22 protein-coding genes and 1 tRNA gene are annotated in these 19,368 nt (G+C 71.9%); 11 read left to right on the top strand and 12 right to left on the bottom strand.

Annotated features, from left to right (window positions below):
• Positions 1–240 precede the first annotated feature (240 nt).
• The gene (locus tag ABZV93_RS28050) at positions 241–636 is read right to left on the bottom strand and encodes a DUF1801 domain-containing protein (protein ID WP_354941820.1); all 396 of its coding nucleotides are present in this window, start codon (positions 634–636) and stop codon (positions 241–243) included.
• A gap of 223 nt (positions 637–859) precedes the next feature.
• Between ABZV93_RS28050 and ABZV93_RS28055 the strand changes: the two genes are divergently transcribed.
• The gene (locus ABZV93_RS28055; protein WP_354941822.1) at positions 860–1,141 is read left to right on the top strand and encodes a hypothetical protein; all 282 of its coding nucleotides are present in this window, start codon (positions 860–862) and stop codon (positions 1,139–1,141) included.
• On the opposite strand, the gene ABZV93_RS28060 is transcribed toward ABZV93_RS28055, so the two are convergent.
• From ABZV93_RS28060 to ABZV93_RS28070, 3 genes are all read right to left on the bottom strand, one after another.
• Positions 1,123–1,196 (bottom strand) — tRNA-Pro (locus tag ABZV93_RS28060). The genes ABZV93_RS28055 and ABZV93_RS28060 overlap by 19 nt on opposite strands.
• A 16-nt stretch (positions 1,197–1,212) precedes the next feature.
• The gene (locus ABZV93_RS28065; RefSeq protein ID WP_354941824.1) at positions 1,213–1,776 is read right to left on the bottom strand and encodes a GNAT family N-acetyltransferase; all 564 of its coding nucleotides are present in this window, start codon (positions 1,774–1,776) and stop codon (positions 1,213–1,215) included.
• A 10-nt stretch (positions 1,777–1,786) separates the two neighbouring features.
• A complete protein-coding gene (locus tag ABZV93_RS28070) occupies positions 1,787–2,689 on the bottom strand; it encodes a metallophosphoesterase (protein ID WP_354941826.1) in 903 nt (300 codons plus the stop codon).
• A 96-nt stretch (positions 2,690–2,785) separates the two neighbouring features.
• On the opposite strand from ABZV93_RS28070, the gene ABZV93_RS28075 reads away from it, so the two are divergent.
• Positions 2,786–3,238, top strand: coding sequence for a GatB/YqeY domain-containing protein (locus ABZV93_RS28075; RefSeq protein WP_354941828.1), 453 nt, complete (start codon positions 2,786–2,788; stop codon positions 3,236–3,238).
• A gap of 131 nt (positions 3,239–3,369) precedes the next feature.
• Here the strand turns inward: ABZV93_RS28075 and ABZV93_RS28080 are convergent, their stop codons facing one another.
• Positions 3,370–5,823, bottom strand: coding sequence for a penicillin-binding protein (locus ABZV93_RS28080; RefSeq protein WP_354941830.1), 2,454 nt, complete (start codon positions 5,821–5,823; stop codon positions 3,370–3,372).
• Between the two features lie 218 nt (positions 5,824–6,041).
• On the opposite strand from ABZV93_RS28080, the gene ABZV93_RS28085 reads away from it, so the two are divergent.
• Positions 6,042–6,365, top strand: a complete 324-nt coding sequence (locus ABZV93_RS28085) for a WhiB family transcriptional regulator (RefSeq protein ID WP_354941832.1) — start codon at positions 6,042–6,044, stop codon at positions 6,363–6,365.
• Between the two features lie 131 nt (positions 6,366–6,496).
• Here ABZV93_RS28085 and ABZV93_RS28090 read toward each other — a convergent pair whose 3' ends face one another.
• Both ABZV93_RS28090 and ABZV93_RS28095 read right to left on the bottom strand, forming a co-directional pair.
• A complete protein-coding gene (locus tag ABZV93_RS28090) occupies positions 6,497–7,651 on the bottom strand; it encodes an ArsA family ATPase (protein WP_354941834.1) in 1,155 nt (384 codons plus the stop codon).
• Positions 7,648–8,658, bottom strand: coding sequence for an ArsA-related P-loop ATPase (locus tag ABZV93_RS28095; protein ID WP_354941836.1), 1,011 nt, complete (start codon positions 8,656–8,658; stop codon positions 7,648–7,650). Before ABZV93_RS28095 ends, ABZV93_RS28090 begins: the two co-directional genes overlap by 4 nt.
• 120 nt (positions 8,659–8,778) lie before the next feature.
• Between ABZV93_RS28095 and ABZV93_RS28100 the strand changes: the two genes are divergently transcribed.
• The 4 genes from ABZV93_RS28100 to ABZV93_RS28115 are packed head-to-tail and all read left to right on the top strand — an operon-like array spanning position 8,779 to position 11,188.
• Complete coding sequence (locus ABZV93_RS28100) at positions 8,779–8,934, top strand: DUF4177 domain-containing protein (protein WP_092652338.1); 156 nt, start codon at positions 8,779–8,781, stop codon at positions 8,932–8,934.
• Positions 8,931–9,392 carry a RidA family protein gene (locus ABZV93_RS28105; RefSeq protein WP_354941838.1) on the top strand — a complete coding sequence of 154 codons (462 nt, stop codon included), beginning with the start codon at positions 8,931–8,933 and terminating at the stop codon, positions 9,390–9,392. Before ABZV93_RS28100 ends, ABZV93_RS28105 begins: the two co-directional genes overlap by 4 nt.
• Before the next feature lie 9 nt (positions 9,393–9,401).
• Entirely contained in the window at positions 9,402–10,349 is a 948-nt protein-coding gene (locus tag ABZV93_RS28110; protein WP_354941840.1) for an NUDIX hydrolase, read from the top strand.
• Positions 10,346–11,188 (top strand): MBL fold metallo-hydrolase, encoded by an 843-nt coding sequence (locus ABZV93_RS28115; protein WP_354941842.1) that lies wholly within the window; start codon positions 10,346–10,348, stop codon positions 11,186–11,188. The genes ABZV93_RS28110 and ABZV93_RS28115 overlap by 4 nt, the downstream gene beginning before the upstream one ends.
• 5 nt (positions 11,189–11,193) lie before the next feature.
• Here ABZV93_RS28115 and ABZV93_RS28120 read toward each other — a convergent pair whose 3' ends face one another.
• On the bottom strand, positions 11,194–11,868 hold the full coding sequence (locus tag ABZV93_RS28120) for a Crp/Fnr family transcriptional regulator (protein WP_354941844.1): 675 nt from the start codon (positions 11,866–11,868) through the stop codon (positions 11,194–11,196).
• Positions 11,869–12,155: 287 nt separating this feature from the next.
• On the opposite strand from ABZV93_RS28120, the gene nth reads away from it, so the two are divergent.
• From nth to ABZV93_RS28140, 4 genes are read left to right on the top strand one after another with little or no spacing between them, the layout of a single operon-like run.
• The gene (gene nth, locus ABZV93_RS28125; protein ID WP_354941943.1) at positions 12,156–12,851 is read left to right on the top strand and encodes an endonuclease III; all 696 of its coding nucleotides are present in this window, start codon (positions 12,156–12,158) and stop codon (positions 12,849–12,851) included.
• 29 nt (positions 12,852–12,880) lie between these two features.
• Entirely contained in the window at positions 12,881–13,567 is a 687-nt protein-coding gene (locus ABZV93_RS28130) for a TlpA disulfide reductase family protein (RefSeq protein ID WP_354941846.1), read from the top strand.
• Positions 13,564–14,277 carry a CoA pyrophosphatase gene (locus ABZV93_RS28135; RefSeq protein WP_354941848.1) on the top strand — a complete coding sequence of 238 codons (714 nt, stop codon included), beginning with the start codon at positions 13,564–13,566 and terminating at the stop codon, positions 14,275–14,277. Before ABZV93_RS28130 ends, ABZV93_RS28135 begins: the two co-directional genes overlap by 4 nt.
• A gap of 5 nt (positions 14,278–14,282) precedes the next feature.
• The gene (locus tag ABZV93_RS28140) at positions 14,283–15,467 is read left to right on the top strand and encodes a MarP family serine protease (RefSeq protein ID WP_354941945.1); all 1,185 of its coding nucleotides are present in this window, start codon (positions 14,283–14,285) and stop codon (positions 15,465–15,467) included.
• A gap of 36 nt (positions 15,468–15,503) precedes the next feature.
• Here the strand turns inward: ABZV93_RS28140 and ABZV93_RS28145 are convergent, their stop codons facing one another.
• From ABZV93_RS28145 to ABZV93_RS28160, 4 genes are all read right to left on the bottom strand, one after another.
• The gene (locus tag ABZV93_RS28145) at positions 15,504–16,418 is read right to left on the bottom strand and encodes an alpha/beta hydrolase (protein WP_354941850.1); all 915 of its coding nucleotides are present in this window, start codon (positions 16,416–16,418) and stop codon (positions 15,504–15,506) included.
• A 135-nt stretch (positions 16,419–16,553) separates the two neighbouring features.
• The gene (locus ABZV93_RS28150; protein WP_354941852.1) at positions 16,554–17,033 is read right to left on the bottom strand and encodes a phage holin family protein; all 480 of its coding nucleotides are present in this window, start codon (positions 17,031–17,033) and stop codon (positions 16,554–16,556) included.
• A 59-nt stretch (positions 17,034–17,092) separates the two neighbouring features.
• The gene (gene nhaA, locus ABZV93_RS28155; protein WP_354941854.1) at positions 17,093–18,316 is read right to left on the bottom strand and encodes a Na+/H+ antiporter NhaA; all 1,224 of its coding nucleotides are present in this window, start codon (positions 18,314–18,316) and stop codon (positions 17,093–17,095) included.
• 117 nt (positions 18,317–18,433) lie between these two features.
• Entirely contained in the window at positions 18,434–19,306 is an 873-nt protein-coding gene (locus ABZV93_RS28160) for a TrmH family RNA methyltransferase (RefSeq protein WP_354941856.1), read from the bottom strand.
• Between the last annotated feature and the right edge of the window lie 62 nt (positions 19,307–19,368).

The following is a 19,368-nucleotide window of genomic DNA, read 5'->3' on the forward strand; positions in this document are numbered from 1 at the left end:
TCCGCCCAGTCCTCCACTTTCAACACCCTCCAAGACTCAGGAGGGGGTCAACTTTCGGAGAACCCCAGGGGGTCAGTCTTCAGGAGGCGGCGACAACAGAATCCGAGCCACCCGAGGGCGCGAGCCTGGCACCGCTGGCCGGCGGGTTTAGTCGGTGGCCTTCGTTCCAGGAGGACGGCGGCTCCTAGCCGGTCCTGCCGTAGGCGCAGCTGGCTGTTCGACCGCGATGGGGCGAGCGGCCTACTCGTTGGTCACGTTGATCCAGCGATTCGCCACTTCGATGAGGGCGGGCAGCTTGACGCGAACGTCTTCATGATCGCGGAAGGCGACTATTCCTCGATCCGGAGTCGACCACTGGATGAGTTCGGAAGGGTCGAAGAAGGAGAACGTGTCTGTGTCCGTCCGCTTCTTGGCTCCGCGATGGAACACCAGCTCTACCCGGTCGCCGGGCTGGAGTCGGAAGGTGATTCGGTCATCGCCTGCGATGCAGAAACTCGGCGCGTTCCACTTCACGCGTTCGGTGATCTGCGGGATGTTCCCAAGGATCGCTGCCCGGAGCTCCTCGATCTCGCCTTTGCGAGGGTGAGACAGGTCAAGGAGGTACCGTTCAACGCTGGTAGCCGTCGCGCGAGCCATCCGTGTCCCTTCGTAGAACCCCTGCGCATGCCAAGGCTACGGTTCCTTCGGACACCTAAGGTCGGAGTGCGGAGGGTTTGCCCGGTGGCCTGGCTTGGTCCGGGAGAGCGGCGGCCCGTAGCCTGCCCCGGCGCGGTGGGCAGCTTGGCTGCCTGGCGGTACCGCCCGCGACCTGGACGACGGTCTGCCGATCGCACGCGGCGACCACACTGTCGCCCAGGCGGTGTCGTCGTGGCTCACGTACGGGTTGACCGGGCGGGACGCGAGCACGTTCCGCCAGATCGTCAAGGCAGCCGGCCTGCCGCCGACGGAGTGGACGCCGCGTGAGCTGCGCCACAGCTTCGTGTCGCTGCTGTCGGACGCAGGCGTGCCGTTGGCCCGGCTGTTCGTGGACCAGGCCGCCCGGCGATCCGTAGTCACTCAGTTAGTCACTCAGCAGATGGCGAAGGGGGTGCCACCTGATGGTGACACCCCCTGCGACCTGCGTCGGGGTGGCGGGATTTGAACCCACGACCTCTTCGTCCCGAACGAAGCGCGCTACCAAGCTGCGCCACACCCCGAGAACGCCAGGCGAGTCTATCGGGCCTCTTGGCGAGCCTGCGACTGGGTATCGGTCATGGCGTCCGGGATGCCCCGGTAGACCGTCAGCTGCCACTCCTGGAACTGCACCTGGCGCCAGTACGTCATCCCGAGCTTCTCCATCACCCGCACCGACCGGACGTTCGCCGCGACCGTGATCGCGATCAGCGACCGGAGCCGGAGCTGGCCGTACGCGAGATCACGAACGGCCATCGCCCCCTCGGTGGCCAGGCCGCGCCCCCAGGCGTTCGGGGACAGCCGCCAGCCGATCTCGACCTCCTGGGGGACGGCGAGGTGCTGGTGCAGGCCGATGAACCCGGCCAGCTCGCCCGTCGAGCGCAGTTCCACCGCGTACAGCCCGTAGCCCCGCTTCTGCCAGTGCTCGTCGATGCGCTCGGCCAGCTGGTCGCTCTCGGCCTGGCTCATCGGCGTACCCATGATGTGCTCCATCACCATCGGGTCCGCGTTGAGCGCGGTGAACGCCGGGCGGTCCTCCGCACGCCACGTCCGCAGGATCAGCCGCGGTGTGACCAGCCGAGCCGGAACCCTTAGCAACCGCACGCAGGCGCCCTCACCTGGCGGGTCGCAGGGTCAGCAGGCTGGCCTCGGGATAGCACGCGAACCGGACCCGGGCGTACGGCGAGGTGCCCAGACCCGCGGACACGTGCAGCCACGACGGACCCCAGCGGGACAGGCCCTTGACCCGCTTGGTGTCCAGGTCGCAGTTGGTGACCAGCGCGCCGTAGAGGGGTACGCACAGCTGGCCGCCGTGGGTGTGCCCGGCCAGCAGGAGGCGGTATCCGTCCGCGGCCATCGCGTCCAGCACCCGGCGGTACGGCGCGTGGGTGACCCCGATGGTGAGTTCGGCGGACTCGTCGGCGGGCCCGGCGACCTCGTCGTACCGATCGGCGCGGATGTGCGGGTCGTCCACCCCCGCGAACGCCCAGCGCCGGCCGTCCGCCTTCAGCTCGCCCTTGGCGTTGTTGAGATCCAGCCAGCCGGCCTCGGTGAAGCCCTTCCGCAGCTCCTCGATCGGCAGCTTCGGCGCGACGAGCGGCCTCGGCCCTTCCTTTCGCCTGAGGTAACGGAACGGGTTCACCGGTGACGGTGCGTAGTAGTCGTTCGATCCGAAGACGAAGACGCCGGGCAGCTCCAGCAGCCGCTCGTAGGCGTGCAACGCCACCGGGATCGACTCCGGGTCGGAGATGTTGTCGCCGGTGTTGACCACCAGGTCGGGCTCCAGGGCGGCCAGGCCTCGGACCCAGTCCACCTTGTCCTGCTGGTCCGGCATGAGGTGAAGGTCGGACAGGTGCAGGATGCGAAGCGGCCGGCTGCCCGGCGCCAGCACCGGCACGTCGAAGCGGCGCAGGCGGAAGGCGTGCGCTTCGTACGCCGCGGCGTAGGTCACGCAGGCGGCACCGGCGGCGACGGCACCGGCGGCTGTTCCCAGGGAGTACTTGAGCAGCGGATGCACCCGGCCAGCGTGCCACACCAAACCGGGGTCGGCGAACTCGTCCGGGCTCCGGCTCGTGGCCGCCGTCCCGCCCCGCACCGACCGTAGGATCGGCGCATGAGCGACCTCAAGGACCGTCTGCGCACTGACCTGACCGCCGCGATGAAGGCGCGGGACTCGTTGCGAGCCTCGACGCTGCGGATGACCCTGACCGAGGTGACGAACGCCGAGGTGGCCGGCACCTCCGCGCGGGAGCTGAGTGACGCCGAGGTGCTCGAGGTGCTGGACCGGGAGGCGAAGAAGCGCCGGGAGGCGGCGGACGCGTTCGAGCAGGCCGGCCGCGGCGAGCTCGCCGGCAAGGAGCGGGCCGAGGGCGAGATCATCGCGGAGTACCTCCCCGCCCAGCTGTCCGACGAGGAGCTGTCGGCGATCGTGGGCAGCGCCGTCGACGAGGTGGGCGCGAGCGGCATGAAGGACATGGGCAAGGTGATGAAGCTCGTCCAGCCGCAGGTGAAGGGCCGGGCCGAGGGCGGCCGGGTCGCCGCCGCCGTCCGCTCCCGGCTCGGCTGACCGCAGGCGCTCGCACCGAAACCAGCTCGTACGAACCAGCTCGTACGAATCGGAAGGGCCGCCCGAACACCGGATCTTTCCGGTGTTCGGGCGGCCCTCTCTCGTGCTCTGGTGTACGGCCTGCCGGGGGCTCAGCCGGCGCCGAGGATCCCGCCGAGCGGTCCGTGCGGGCCGGGGTGGCCCGGGCCTGGCTTGTGCGGACCGGGGTTGCCGGGGCCGGGTGGCAGGTCCGGGCCCTTGGGCGGCGGCGGGTTGGGCTGCGGCTGCGGGTCTGGCTGCGGCGGCGGCGCGGGCGGCGACCCGTCGGAGATGTAGACGACGATGGTCGAGCCCGAACCGGCCTTGCTGTTGGGGCCTGGGCTCTGCCGGGCGACCGTGCCGCGGGGCAGCCCGGAGTCGACGTAGGAGCCGACGGCCATGCTGAACCCGGCTGCCTCGATCGTCTTCTGGGCCTGGTCCTTGCTCATCGAGATCACCGACGGCACGTCGGTCGGCACGCCCTGCACGATGTCGGGGTTGGGCTCGACGAAGTTCGGGCTCTTCGTGCCCTCCAGCGCGCCCTTCATCGCCGCGGTCCACATCGGGCCGGCGAGCTTGCCACCCCAGACCTGGTCGCCGAACACGTTGCGGCCACCGATCCGCTTGCCGATCAGGCTGGTCTGCGGCGCGTCCGCGTCGGTGATCACCGACGCGGCGGCCATGTTGGTGGTGTAGCCCATGAACCACACGCCGATGCGGTCCTCGCTGGTACCGGTCTTACCGGCGGCCTGGCGCCCGTCGAGGTGCATGTCCGCGCCGGTACGGCCCGGGTCGGGACCGTCGATGACCTGACGGAGGACGTAGTTGACGCCGTCGGCCACGTCACGCGGAAGGACCTGCTTGCAGTCGGGCCCCTGCACCTTGACCTGGTTGCCGGCGCGGTCGGTCACCTCGGTGATCGGGATCGCGTTGCAGTGCAGGCCGCGGGCGGCGAACGTGGCGTACGCCTCGGCCATGGACACCGGCGCGATCTCGTTGACACCCAGGGTGAACGGCTTGACCTGCTGCAGCGGTTTGCCGTCCGCGCGGACCGCGCCCATCTTGGCGGCAATGGTGGCCGGGTCGCAGATGCCGGTCACCTTCTCGAGTTCGGCGAAGAAGGTGTTCACCGAGTGGGTGGCGCCTGAGATCATCGTGCTGGTCGAGCCGGCGCTGGTGGAGTTGCTGACGTTCCAAGGCTCGGTGACCGCGCCTGGCCTGCCGCCGGGGCAGGTCTTCACCGGTCCGGTGATCGTCGTGCTCTGCGGCGACGGGAACGACTTCGTGATCGGGATGCCCTGCTTGATCGCCGCGGCCAGCACGAACGGCTTGAACGTCGATCCCGGCTGGTAGCCGAGCGTGCCGTTGTACTTCTGCGGGACGTTGAGGTTGATGAACGTGTTGCCCTTGCCCTGGCCGTAACCCCGCGACTGGGCCATCGCCTTGATGTAACCGGTGCCCGGCTCGACCATCGACACCGCGCCGATCGCGCCGTCGGTGGGGTGCACGCTCTCGTGCACCGCCTTCTCCGCGGCCGCCTGGGCCTTCGGGTCGAGCGTGGTCTGGATCGTCAGCCCGCCCTGGTCGATCATCTGCCGGCGCTGGTCGCGGGTCTTGCCGAGGTTGGGGTCGTGCAGCAGGAGCTGCTCGACGTAGTCGCAGAAGAACGGGTACTTCGAGTAGTAGCAGCCGCGGGGCGTCTTGTTCATCTTCAGCCCGAGCGGGGTCGCGCGCGCGTCCTGGTAGACCTTCGGCGAGATCATCCCCAGGGTGGCCATGCGAGAGAGCACGAGGTTGCGGCGGTTCAGCGCGGCCTTGGCGTCGGCGACCGGGTTGACGTTGTTCGGGTCGCGTACCAGCCCGGCGAGCAGGGCCGCCTGGGGCACGGTGAGCTTGGCCGCGGTGGTGCTGAAGTAGTGCCGGGCGGCGGACTCGATGCCGTAGGCGCCGTCACCGAAGTAGACGATGTTGAGGTACTTGCCCAGGATCTCGTCCTTGGTCATCTTCTTCTCGAGCTCGACGGCGTAACGCAGCTCCTGGAGCTTGCGGCCGTAGGAGTCCTCGATGACCTGGGCCTTCTCCTCCGGGGTCTGGGCGTTCTCGAACAGCACCTGCTTGACGTACTGCTGGGTGATGCTCGAACCACCCTGGGAGACCCCGCCGGACTGCTGGTTGCGTACGAACGCCCGCATCGTGCCCTGGATGTCCAGGGGCCCGTGCTGGCGGAACCGCGCGTCCTCGATCGCGACCATGGCGCTCTGCATCGACTGCGCCACCCGCTTCAGCGGCACCTCGACGCGGTTCTGGTCGTAGAACGTCGCCATCACCGAGCCGTCGGCGGCCAGCACCCGGCTGCGCTCGGGAAGCGGCGGGCTCTCGAGATTGCCGTCCATGTTCTCGAACGCGTCGGTGGCCGACTGGGAGGAAAGCCCCAGCAAACCGGCGAACGGGACGGCAAGCCCGGCGACGAGTGCGCCGGTGAGCGCACTGATCCCGACGAACAGCAGGATCTGCGAGACGAAACCTCGCTCACCGTGTGTTCGCGACATGGCTCGGATTGGGCTCATGACGGCACAGCCTACGCGGTCGTCCTGAGTGATCGCTTCGTCAAGTCGCCGACCTCCCGAGCCCTACTTACCCCGTCCGACGGTCGACACAATCTCAAATCTGGCCTTCGGGGGCTGTCGCTTTGGCCACTCGGGGCCTTACCGTTCTGCCAGGACGTTGGGGGAACGTCCGCGCATCGGTCACCTTGCGTGACCGACGTCAGGGGAGGGACAAGAGAATGACATGGAATGGCGACTGGGTCCGGCTGGCCGCCTGCCGCGGAAGTGACGAACCCGACCGGCTGTTCGTCCAGGGGGCCGCTCAGCACGATGTCAAGACCGTCTGCATGGGGTGCCCGGTGCGGACCGAGTGCCTCGCGGAAGCACTGGACGGTCGGATCGAATGGGGGGTTTGGGGAGGAATGACCGAGCGCGAGCGTCGTGCCGTGCTCCGTCGACGCCCCACCGTCACCTCGTGGCGGCAGCTGCTCGAAACCGCTCGTACCGAATACGAGCGGGCCTACACCACAGAGGGACCCGCGCGGGTTCGTGCCCTCGGGTAGGCAGAGCAGCGCTGAGTAGCAGTTCACGTCGGTGCCCTCGTCCCGGACCATGACGGGGGCCCGGCGCTTTTCGTATCACCACCACCACTCACCACCGCCGGGCGTACGCCAGTCACATCGGCGTACGCCGGTCATTCGCCGCCGAGCCGGGCACCGATCTCGCGCAAGCCGTCCAGGTCGTGCACGTCGGACGACAGCGCGGGTACGCCGGCCACCGCGACACCCGGGTGGGCCGATACGAACCTCTCGGCCAGGTGGTGCTCGCGGGCGGCCCGGCGCATGCGTTCGCCGTGCAGGCGCAGCACCGCGGCGGCGACCGGGTGCTTGCCGGTCTCGGTGAGCGCCTCGGCTGCTGACAGGCTGCGCTCGGCGGAGACGTGGGTCGCCGCCGGGGAGGTCATCCGGTTGAGCACCATGCCGGTCAGCGGCATGCGCTCGTCCCGCAGGCGTTCGACGAAGTAGGCCGCCTCGCGCATCGCGTCGGGTTCGGGCGCGGCCACCACGAGGAACGCCGTCCGGTCCTGCTGGAGCAGCGCGTAGGTGCGCTCCGACCGCGCCCGGAAGCCGCCGAACGTCGTGTCCAGCGCGGCGACGAACGTCTGGATGTCGGTGAGCACCTGGGCGCCGAGGAGCTTGGTGAGCATTCCGGTCACCAGGCCCATCCCGGCCGAGAACATCTTGATCGGGCCCCGCGCGGGCGCGCTCAGCAGCCGCAGCAGCCGGCTGTCCAGGAACGACGACAGCCGCTTCGGTGCGTCCAGGAAGTCCAGCGCGGACCGCGACGGCGGGGTGTCCACGATGATCAGGTCGTAGCGCCCGTCGGCCAGGGCGTCGGCGTGCAACTGCCCCAGCTTCTCCATCGCCATGTACTCCTGGGTGCCCGCGAACGACGACGACAGCGCGACGTAGAACGGGTTCTCCAGGATCACCTTCGCCTTCTCCGGCGAGGTGGTGGCCAGCACCACCTGGTCGAAGGTGCGCTTCATGTCCAGCATCATCGCGTCGAGGTGACCGCCGCGTTTGGTGTCGATCCCCTCCACCCGGCGCGGGGTGTCGTCGAGCTCGGGCAGCCCCATCGCCTGGGCCAGCCGGCGCGCGGGGTCGATGGTGAGGACGACGACCTGCCGGCCGCGTTCGGCGGCGCGCACGCCGAGGGCTGCCGCGGTGGTGGTCTTGCCGACTCCGCCGGAGCCGCAGCAGACGACGATCTCCACCGTCCGGTCGTCCAGCAGCGCGTCGATCTCCAGGCCGTGCAGGCCGTCCACGGTCTTCCTCCGCCTCGTCATGCCATCCCCTGCGCGGTGAGTGCGTGGCTGAGCTCGAACAGCGCGCCGAGATCAACTCCGTCGGTGAGCCGGGGGAGTTCATACGTCGGCCGGTCCAGCGCGGCGACCTGGGTCCGCAGCTCGTTCTCCAGCTCGACCCGGACCGCGTGCTCGCGGGCGTCGGTGAGCAGTCCGGTGACCGTCTCGTCGTCGGTGGACAGCCCGGTCTCGCGCAGCGCGGAGGTGAAGTCGGCGCGGGGGAGCGAGCCACCCGACGCCGCGGCCAGCGTCTTCGCATCGAGAGGACTCTGCTCGGCCAGGTTGACCACGACCGCGCCGACCGGGATCTTCGCCTCCCGTAGCTCGGCGATGCCGTCCGCGGTCTCCTGGACGGGCATCTCCTCCAGCAGCGTCACCAGGTGCACGACCGTCTGGGGCGAACGCATCATCGTCATGATGCTGTCGGCCTGCCGGCGGATCGGGCCCACCCGGGCGATGTCGGCGACGCCGGCGTTGACCCCGAGGAAGCGGGCGATCCGGCCGGTGGGCGGGGCGTCCAGCACCACCGCGTCGTAGACCCGCGCGTGGCTGCGCTTCTTCTCCTTGCGGCGGACGGCCTCGTAGACCTTCCCGGTGAGCAGGACGTCTCGGACCCCCGGGGCGATGGTGGTGGCGAAGTCGATCGCTCCCACCTTGTCCAGGGCGCGCACGGCCCGGCCCATTCGGTAGTACATCTCGAGGTACTCCACCAGCGCCGCCTCCGGGTCGATCGCCAGCCCGTAGACCTCGCCGGCCGTGGCGTTCTCGTCGGGTACGGCGGCGATCCGGTGCTCGTCGTAGGTGCGGTTGGGCGCGTCGAACAGCCGGGCGATGCCCTGGCGGCCCTCGACCTCGCACAACAGGACCGTCTGCCCGCTGGCCGCGAGGGCGAGCGCGAGTGCGCCGGCGACCGTCGTCTTACCGGTCCCGCCCTTGCCCGTCACGATATGGAGGCGGACACCCTCCCAGTCGCTGTCACCGCGTGTCACGCTCGTCGAGACTAGCCGCTGCGACGGGCACGCACGTAACGGACCGCCGCGGCGGGCGCGCGAGGCCCGGACATTCCGGGCGGGCGGAGTCCGTCGGCCCTGTGTCATAAGCTCGCGGCCATGACGAAATGGGAGTACGCCACCGTCCCCCTGCTGGTGCACGCGACCAAGCAGATCCTCGACAACTGGGGCGAGGACGGCTGGGAGCTGGTCCAGGTCGTGCCGGGCCCCAACCCCGACAACCTGGTGGCCTATCTCAAGCGGGCCAAGGCGTGAGCGGACCCGAGGCGAGGCTCGCCGAGCTCGGGCTGGAGCTGCCGCCGGTGGCCGCGCCGGTCGCGGCGTACGTCCCGGCGGTCCGCACCGGCAGCCACGTGTACACCTCCGGCCAGCTGCCGATCTCCGGCGGGTCCCTGCTGGCGACCGGCAAGGTGGGCGCCGAGGTGAGCCCCGAGGACGCCTACACGCTGACCCGGCAGGCCACCCTCAACGCGCTCGCCGCGGTGCGCGCGGAGCTGGGCGACCTGTCCTCGGTGACCCGGGTGGTCAAGGTCGTGGTGTTCGTGGCCAGCGCGCCCGACTTCACCGGGCAGCCGAAGGTCGCCAACGGCGCGTCGGAGCTGCTCGGCACGGTGTTCGGCGACGCGGGCCAGCACGCCCGCAGCGCGGTCGGCGTCGCGGTCCTGCCGCTGGACGCGCCGGTCGAGGTCGAGCTCGTGGTGGAGACGGGGTGAGCACCCCCGGTGGACGCGGACGCGGGTGAGGCGGGGGCGCTCGACGGGCCGGCGTACGACACCTCGGTCCGGGTGGTGCCGCCCGCGCTGGTCGAACGTGCCGCCCGGCTTGAGGCGGGGGACTTCACCCCGGTCCGGCCGCGGCACGCCTCCACCGTCGTGCTCCTGCGTGACGGGTCCGCAGGCCTGGAGGTCTACCTCCTGCGGCGGCACACCTCGATGGCGTTCGCCGCCGGGATGTACGCCTTCCCGGGCGGCTCGGCCGACGCCCGCGACGCCGACGCCTTGGTTGGGTGGGCCGGCCCGGAGCCCGCGGAGTGGGCCGCCCGGCTGGGCTTCGCCGACGAGCGGCTGGCCCGGGCGTCGGTGTGCGCGGCCGTACGCGAGACGTTCGAGGAGGCGGGCGTGCTGCTCGCCGGCCCGGACACCGAGACGGTGGTCGCCGACCCGACCGGGGACGACTGGGAACGCGACCGGATGGCCCTGCTCGGCCGGGTGCTGCCCTTCGGTGAGCTGCTCGAACGCCGGGGCCTGGTCCTGCGGTCGGATCTGCTGGCCGCGTGGGACCACTGGATCACCCCGCGGGTGGAGGAACGCAGGTTCGACACCAGGTTCTTCGTCGCCGCCCTGCCGGCCGGTCAGCAGCCACGTGACGTGTCCGGCGAGGCCGACCGGGTGGCCTGGATGCGGCCCGCCGACGCACTGGACTCGGTGCGTCGCGGCGAGATGCGGATGCTGCCCCCGACCTACCTCACCCTCGCCTCCCTGGCCGAGCTTTCCGACGTCGGTGCCGCGCTGGCGGCCGCCGGCGAGCGGACGATCCGGCCGGTGCAGCCGCGGGTGCGCCGCACACCCGAGGGCGGGCGATGGGTGCTTCCCTGGGACGCCGACTGGGGCGCCGACTCGGGCGCTGCCTCGCCCGACGGCCCGGCGTACGACGAGGGGGAGTTGCGGTGACCGCGCCGGAGCGCTGGACGGGCGGGCCGGTGGGGCCGCGCGCGGTGTGCGTGCTGGCGGACAACCCCGGTCCGATGACGCTGTCCGGCACCAACACCTGGGTGCTGTTCGGCGCCTCCGGTGACGCGCTGGTGGTCGACCCGGGTCCGGACAACGAAGATCATCTGCGGGCGGTGCTGGCGGCAGGCGGGTCGCGCGGCGGCCGGGTGACGGAGGCGGTGCTCACCCACGGGCACGTCGACCACTCCGAGGGCGCGCGCCGGTTCGCCGAGCTCGCCGGGTGCCCGCTGCGCGCCGTGGATCCGGCGTACGCCCAAGACGGCGGGCTGGCCGACGGCGACGTGCTGACGGTCGGCGACCTCGCCCTGCGGGTGGTCGCCACGCCCGGCCACACGTCCGACTCGGTGTCGTTCCTGCTGCCTGCCCTCGGGCAGGCAGCGGACCCGGAGAGTCCGGCCGTCCTGCTGACCGGCGACACGGTGCTGGGCCGGGGGACCACCGTGGTGGCCCACCCCGACGGCGCACTCGGGCCCTATCTCGCCTCGCTGCGCCGGCTCCGCGACCTGGTCGCCCAGGTGCCCGTACGCCAACTCCTGCCCGGGCACGGGCCGCCGGTCGACGACCCGCTGGGCGTTCTCGACCACTACCTCACCCACCGGGCCGAACGCCTGGAGCAGGTGCGCGCGGCCGTCCGGTCGGGCGCACGGACACCTCGGGAAGTGGTGGAACGCGTGTACGCCGAGGTCGACAGGTCACTGTGGCCCGCGGCGGAGCAGAGCGTACGAGCCCAGCTGGACTACCTGGACCTCCTGGACGCCGCCGACCCTGCCGGCGCCTGAGGCGGTCAGCGGGCGCGGTTGGTGAGCCGCTCCACGTCGAGGATGACCACCGCTCGCTGCTCCAGCCGGATCCAGCCGCGGTGCGCGAAGTCCGCCAAGGCCTTGTTGACGGTCTCCCGGGACGCGCCGACGAGCTGGGCGAGCTCCTCCTGGGTCAGGTCGTGGTGGACGTGGATGCCACCGTCGGCGGGCCGGCCGAACCGCCGGGCCAGGTCGAGCAGCGCCTTGGCGACCCGGCCGGGTACGTCGGAGAACACCAGGTCGGCGACCGCCTCGTTGAGGGCGCGCAGCCGGGACGCGAGCTGGTGCAGAAGGTTGCGGGACACCTCGGGCCGCCCGGTGAGCCAGGTCATCAGCTGGTCCTGGCCCAGCACGAGCAGTGTGGCGTCGGTGACCGCCGTGACCGTGGAGGAGCGCGGGCCCGGGTCGAAGACCGACAGCTCGCCGAACATCTGGCCCGGTCCGAGTACCGAAAGGAGGTTCTCGCGGCCGTCTGCGGAGGTTCGGCCCATCTTGACCTTGCCGTCCATCACGACGTACAACTCGTCCCCGATGTCGCCCTCGTGGAAGAGCGCGTCGCCGCGGCGCAGGCGGATTTCGTGCATGGCGGCGCGCAGGGCCGTCGCCGCGGCGTCCTCCAGGCCCGCGAACAGCGGCGCTTGCCGCAGCACGTCGTTCACTCGGTGATCCTCCTCCGGGTCCGCGCCGTGCCGACCCGCGGTCTAGTGTGCCGCGCCACACAATGATCGCGGTAGGTAGGCCACGTAGGCTGACCCGCGTGACTCCACCCGCCGCGGGTTCGGCCCGCTCCACGACCCGCCCCGGGCGCGGCTCCGCGAGCGCCGCGAGGTCGCCGAAGACCTCCGCCGGCAAGGCCGCGGCCAAGCCTGCCGAGAAGCCTGTCGAGAAGGCCGCCGAGAAGCCTGCCGGGCCGGGCAAGGGTGCCGGCCGCTCCGCGGAGAGCCGGCTGGCGCTGGTCCGCCGGGCGCGGCGGATCAACCGGATCCTGGCCGAGACCTACCCCGACGCGCACTGCGAGCTGGACTTCACCAACGCGTTCCAGTTGCTGGTGGCGACGATCCTGTCCGCCCAGACCACCGACAAGCGGGTCAACCTCGTCACTCCCGCCCTGTTCGCGAAATACCCGACCGCGGCCGACCTGGCCGCCGCCAACCCCGAGGACGTCGAGTCGATCATCCAGTCGACCGGCTTCTTCCGGGCGAAGACGAAGTCGATCATGGGGATGGCCCAGGCGCTGGTCGAGCGCTACTCCGGCGAGGTGCCCGGCAAGCTCAAGGACCTGGTCACCCTGCCGGGGGTGGGCCGCAAGACCGCCAACGTCGTCCTCGGCAACGCGTTCGGCGTACCCGGCATCACCGTCGACACCCACTTCCAGCGGCTGTCCCGGCGGTTCGGATGGACCACCGAGACCGACCCGGTGAAGATCGAGCACGAGGTCGGCGCGCTGATCGAGAAGCGCGAGTGGACCGACATGTCCCAGCGCCTCATCTGGCACGGCCGCCGCCGGTGCCACTCCCGCCGGCCGGCGTGTGGTGCCTGCCCGGTCGCGCCGCTGTGCCCCTCCTTCGGCGAAGGACCCACCGACGAGAAGACCGCGAGCAAGCTCGTCCGTAGTGCCGCGGAGGCACTGGACACCCAATGAGGCGCGGTGGCAGACGAACGGCGTACGCGGTGGCGGGCCTCACGCTCGCCCTGCTGAGTGCGGGCTGCGCGGGCGGTTCGGGTGGCTCGGACGGCCAGCCGGCAGGCGTCGGCGAGCGGGTCACCGAGACCCGGACGCCCACTGGTACGCCGGCCGCGAGGGCGGCCACCGGGTCCGACGCCAAGCAGTTGGCGGCCCTGCGGGCGCGGGCCGGGATCGCACCCTGCGCGGGGCTGACGGTCGGGCCGGGCGGGTCGGTGCACCAGGCTCCCCCCGGTCCTCCCGGCAAGAAGCCGCTGCCCGACGTCACCCTGGCCTGCCTGGGATCCGGGCGGTCGGTACGCCTGAGTGACCTGAAGGGCACCCCGACGGTGCTGAACGTCTGGGCGCAGTGGTGCGGGCCGTGCCGGCAGGAGGCGCCGCACTTCCAGAAGCTGTACGCGGCGAGCGGCAACTCGCTGCGGGTCGTGGGCATCGACTACGCCGACCCGCGTCCCGAGATCGCCCTCGCCTTCGCCCGCGACCTCGGCCTGCGCTATCCCCAGCTGGCCGACCCCGACAAGCGGCTGCTGGCGCCGTTCGGGCTGCTCGTCGGCATCCCCGCCACCGTCTTCGTGGGCGCCGACGGCAAGGTCGTGCACGTGGCACATCGGGCGTACGACTCGGAGCGGGAGCTGCGCCAGGACGTCCGGACCTACCTGGGAGTGAAGCTGTGAGGACCGACGCCCGCGCGGACCAGGACCCCGTCGAGCTGCCCACCTGGCTCGAACCCGTACGCGAGGTCGCCCGCCGTGCCCGGCCCGGCGACTTCAGCCGCGCGCTCCCACCCGACGGCGGCGGACGCGCCTCGGCGGTGCTGCTGCTGTTCGGCGAGGGTGCGCACGGCCCCGACATCCTGCTGATCGAACGCGCCCACACCATGCGTTCCCACGCCGGCCAGCCGGCCTTCCCCGGCGGCGCCATCGACGCCACCGACGCCGGCCCGGTGGCCGCGGCGCTGCGGGAAACCGTGGAGGAGACCGGGCTGGACGCCGGGGGGGTCACCGTGTTCGGGACGCTGCCGGACCTCTACCTCCCGCCGTCCGGCTACCTCGTCACCCCGGTGCTCGGCTGGTGGCACGCACCCTCGCCGGTGCGGGTGGTCGACGTCGCGGAGGTGGCCTCGGTGCACCGCGTACCCCTGGAGACGCTCGTCGACCCCGCCAACCGGCTGTCCGTACGCCATCCGTCCGGCTTCGTCGGCCCCGCGTTCGCGGTGGCCGGCCTGGTGGTCTGGGGCTTCACCGGCGGGGTGCTCGACCGGCTGCTCGCCCTCGCCGGCTGGGAGCGACCCTGGGACGCCGGCCGGGTCGAGGACCTGCCCACGCATCTGGTCGAGCTCGGCGCGCGCCGGACCGGTGCCACCGACGACCGGAGGTCCTCGTGAACGTGATGGGGCTGAACGCGCTCGACATCATCCTGATCGTCGCGGCGATCTGCTACGGCATCTCCGGGTACCGGCAGGGCTTCCTCATCGGTGCCCTCGGCGTCGCCGGCCTGATCGGCGGCGGGTTGGCCGGCGCCTGGCTCGCGCCGATCGTCCTGGACAAGTACGAACCCAGCCTGCGCGTCTCCCTGGTCGCGCTCGGCATCGTGCTGGCCGGTGCCTTCCTCGGCCAGGCGCTCGGCGCCGCGCTCGGTGCCGCCCTGCGCTCGCACGTGACCTGGCGCCCGGCGCACCTCGTCGACGCGACCGCGGGTGCCGCGCTCAGCATCGCCGCCATGCTCGTGGTGGCCTGGATCCTCGGGTCCGCGGTCGCCAACGCCCGCTTCGGGAACGTCTCCACGACCGTCCGCGGCTCGAAGGTGCTGCGGGCGGTCGACGAGATCGTCCCGCCGTTCGGCTCGCAGGCGGTGCAGGCGTTCGGCCGGGTGGTCGACCCCAGCCTGTTCCCGCGCTACCTCGCGCCGTTCGAGGCCGAACGCATCGCGCCCGCCCAGCCGCCGGCCGCCGGTGTGCTGCGGGACCCCGACATCCGGCGCGCCGGGCGCAGCGTGGTGCGGGTGACAGGTGTGGCGCTGGAGTGCTCGCGGTCCCTGGAGGGATCTGGGTTCGTGTACGCGCCGAACCGCGTGATGACCAACGCCCACGTGGTCGCCGGTGTGTCGGCGCCCCGGGTGGAGACCCGCGAGGGCCGCCGCTACGACGCCCGCGTGGTGTCGTACGACCCCGAGCGTGACGTCGCGGTGCTTGCCGTACCCGACCTGCCGCTCGACCCGGTTCCGCTGGAGGAGGGGGCCAAGCCGGGCGACGAGGGCGCGGTGCTCGGCTACCCCGGCAACGGCCCGTTCACCGCGGGCGCGGCCCGGGTGCGCTCGGAGGAGCGGCTGCGGGGCCCGGACATCTACGGCGACCAACAGGTCACCCGCGACGTGTTCTCCCTGTACGCGAAGGTCCGGCCGGGCAACTCCGGCGGTCCGCTGATCTCACCCGAGGGCACCGCCACCGGGCTGGTCTTCGCGGCGTCGGTCGAGGACGGCTCGACGGGGTACGCCCTGACGGCGCAGGAGGTGGCCGGCAACGCCAGGGCCGGGCTGAAGGCCACCGAACCGGTGTCGACCGGCAGCTGTTCCTGAGGCGGGCTCGCCGCCACCGGCCTACGTCACCGGGACTCAGGCGTCGTCGAGCCAGGCCAGGAGTTCCTTGAGGAAGGCGTCCGGCGCCTCCTCGTGCGGGAAGTGACCCACGCCGTCCAGCAGCCGCCAGCGGTGGGTGCCGGCGACGTACTCCGCGGACCCCTCGGCGGTGGCGGGCAGGACCGACGGGTCGAGCATCCCGTGCACCTGCAGCACCCGCTGGGTGACGGGCTGCTTCATCCGGGCGACGAACCTGCGGCCGTCGGAGCGGAATGCCGCCCGCACCAGCCAGCGGTAGTACTCCAGCGCGCAGTGCGGCGCGGGCCACAGCTGCATCGCCGTGCGGTAACGCCTGGACGCCTCCGGATCCGGGAACGCCGAGCCGGGGGCGGACCACCGGCGCAGCAGGCGTTCGACGAGCGCGCCGTCGTCGGCGACCAGTTGGCGTTCGGGCAGCAGCGGAGTCTGGAACGACACCACGTGCCCGGCGGACCGGAGCTGGCTGGCGCCCCGGAACGCCTCCCGGCGCAGCCGCAGCGGGTGCGGGGCGCTGACCACCGCCAGCCGCTGGACCTGGCGGGGATGCAGGGTGGCGGTGGCCCAGGCGACGTAGCCGCCCCAGCCGTGCCCGACCAGGACGGCTTCGGAGTGGCCGAGCGAGCGCACCAGGCCGGCCACGTCACCGGCCAGGGTCACCGGGTCGTAGCCGCGCGGTGTCTTGTCGCTGCCGCCGTACCCACGCAGGTCCATCGCAGCAGCGCGGTATCCCAGGTCGGCCAGGGCGGGGAGCTGGTGCCGCCACGCCCACCAGAACTCAGGGAAACCGTGCAGGAAGAGGACGAGCGGCCCGGTGCCGCACTCGGCCAGGTGGAACCGCGCGCCGTTGGCCGCCACCCAGCGGTGGGTCCACGGCCCGTCGATCTCGACGGCTCCCCCTGCGTGGGCGCTCATGCCCCCACTGTCCCATAGCGGACAGCGGACCGACGCGGAGGTGACCGGTCGGCGCCCTCAGGGCGTGTTGCCCCCGCCTCGACCTACCGCGTCGACCTACCGCGTCGACCTACCGGATCGGCCTACCAGATGGGCCTACCGGGTCGACGAGCCGAGCTGGGGCCGCCCGGCGGAGTTCTGGTCGTGGTGGCCGACCTGCTGCAACATCGTCTTGGTCTCGTCGATGGACCGCTTGGTGCGCTCGGGAGGCCCGGCCTTCTTCATGTTGCGCTTGCCGATCAGCGCGAGGATGCCGGCGATGATCAGGTAGACGACCCCGACCACGACGAACGCGATCGCGGGGTGCAGGCCGGCGGCCACCAGGCCGTATCCCGCCGCGATGGACAGCATCAGGAACGCGACGTAACCGAAGAACGCCGCGCCGCCGAACATGCCCGCGCCCTTGCCGGCCGCCGTGGCGCTCTCCTTCAGCTCCACCTTGGCGAGCTCGATCTCGCCACGAAGCAGCGTGGACAGGTCGCGGCTGGCGTCGGCGACCAGCTGGCCGAGCGACCGCTCGTCGGACGCCGAGGCGCTGGACTGCGATCCGGGCATAGTGTCGTGGTGCGTGGCCATGCGCGCTCCTTGCCTTGTGACGGCTCCTGGCGACGTTTCTCTACCAGGTCGCGACAAGACTATGACGATGTCACCTGACGTGCTCGTCGCCGCAGCCGAAGAAGTAGCACCGCGATCGCCGCGGCGACCAGCGACGCGGTGAGCACGGCTGCCTTCACCCGGGCCGTCCCCGCCGGGTCGGAGCTGAACGCGAGGTCGGCGACCAGCAGCGAGACGGTGAACCCGATCCCGGACAGCGCCGCCACGGCGAGCATGTCCCGCCACTCCAGGTCGGGGTTGAGGTCGGCCCGGGTGAAGGTCGCCGTCAGCCATGCCCCGCCGAAGACACCGACCGCCTTCCCGACGACCAGGCCGACCATGACGCCGACCGCGGCGGGGTCGCGGACCATGGCGCCGAGCGCCGCCGCGCTGACCGGGACGCCGGCCGCGAACAACGCGAACGCCGGTACGGCCAGGCCGGCCGAGAGGGGCCGGATCCGGTGTTCGAGGCGTTCGGCGGGGGAGTGCTCCTCGTCCGGGTCGGGCCGCACCCTGGTCAGCAGGCCGAGCGCGACGCCGGCCACTGTCGCGTGCACTCCGCTCTCGTGCACGAACCACCAGGCCGCGAGCGCCAGCGGGACGTAGATCCACGGCGTACGGACCCGGCGGTGCTGGAGGTAGGCGTACACACCGACCAACACCACCGCGACCGCGAGCGCGACCAGGTCGAGGTGGTCGGTGAAGAACACCGCGATCACCGTGATCGCGCCCAGGTCGTCCACCACCGCGAGGGTGAGCAGGAACGCGCGCAGCGCCGGCGGCAGGGCCGAGCCGGCGACGGCGAGGACGGCCAGCGCGAACGCGATGTCGGTGGCGGTCGGCACCGCCCACCCGCCGAGGGCGGACCGGTCGCCGGAGCCCGAAACCACCGCGACGTACAGCAGCGCGGGCACCACCATCCCGGCCAGCGCGGCCACGACAGGAACCAGGGCGAGGGACAGCTTGCGCAGGGAGCCGGTGACGAGTTCGCGCTTGAGTTCCAGGCCGGCGACGTAGAAGAAGATCGCCAGCAGTCCGTCGGCGGCCCACTGCTCCACCGACAGCGGGCCGATCGCGAACTCACGTACGTGCTCGTAACCGTCGTGCCACGGGGAGTTGGCCCAGACCAGCGCGATCACGGCGGCGGCCAGCAGGAGGGCTCCGCCTACGGTCTCCTGGCGCAGGACGTCGCCGAGGAAGGAGCGTTCGGCCCCGGTCTGGTCGGGAAGGACGAGCCGGCGGAGGCGTTCGGTGGGGCGCGCCATGGTGGATCTCCGTGTGTCGGCTGCGTCGGCGGACGACCCGCACGAGGGCAGGCTCCGCTGAGGACTGCCGACCAGACTTCCCGGCGCACCTGGTCCCACCCTACGGGACGGTTCGGATCACCCCGGGGCGCCGGTCCGCCGCTGGCGGCCGGCCTCGTAGAGGACGACGGTGCCCGCGACCGCGGCGTTCAGCGAGCTGGCCGCGCCGCCGGCGGGGATCCGGGCCACGATGTCGCAGGCCTCGCGCCAGGCCGCGCTCATGCCGCGGGTCTCGTTGCCGACGACCAGCAGGGTGGGGCCGGTGAGATCGACCCGGTCGACGTCCTCGGTGCCGGCCTCGTCGGTCCCGACCACCTGCATGGGTACGCCGCCCGCGCGCAGGTCCGCGACCCAGCCGAGTACCTCACGGGGCGCGGCGACCCGCACCGTCGGCAGCGCGAACAGCGAGCCCGTACTCGCCCGCACCGCCTTGGGGTCGTAGACGTCCGCGGCGTGGCCGGTGACCAGCACACCCCGGGCGCCGAACGCGTCGGCGGAACGGACCATCGTCCCGATGTTGCCGGGGTTGGCCGGCCGGTCGAAGACCACCACCAGGCCGTCGGTGCCCACGTCGATACGGTCCGGCCGGTCGGCGGGAATCCGTGCCACGGCAAGGAGTTCGGGCAGGTCGTCGGCCTTCTCGCCGAGTTCGCGCAGGAGTTCGGGGGCCACCGCGACGTGCTCCACGTCCGGCTGCTCGGCGCGAACCCGTTCGGTGGTCCGCCGGGCCCACTCCGACGTCGCCTCGGAGGCGTCGGACGCCCTGCTCGCCGGGCTCAGCAGCGCGCGCAGCGGCCACCCGTGCTCGACCGCCAGCGTGATCGGGCGGACACCGTGGACGAGGAACTCGCCCAGCTGGTTGCGCTTGGTCCGGTTGTCCAGCAGGGCCTGCCACTGCTGGAATCTCGCGTTGCGGGCGCCGACGTGCAGGCGGCGGGGAGTATTCGACACGGATCCCGATGCTGGCACAGGTCCGCCCCACGAGGATGCGGCGCCTGGGGTCCGCAGGGCAG

The organism is Actinopolymorpha sp. NPDC004070, from assembly GCF_040610475.1.
GTDB lineage: Bacteria > Actinomycetota > Actinomycetes > Propionibacteriales > Actinopolymorphaceae > Actinopolymorpha.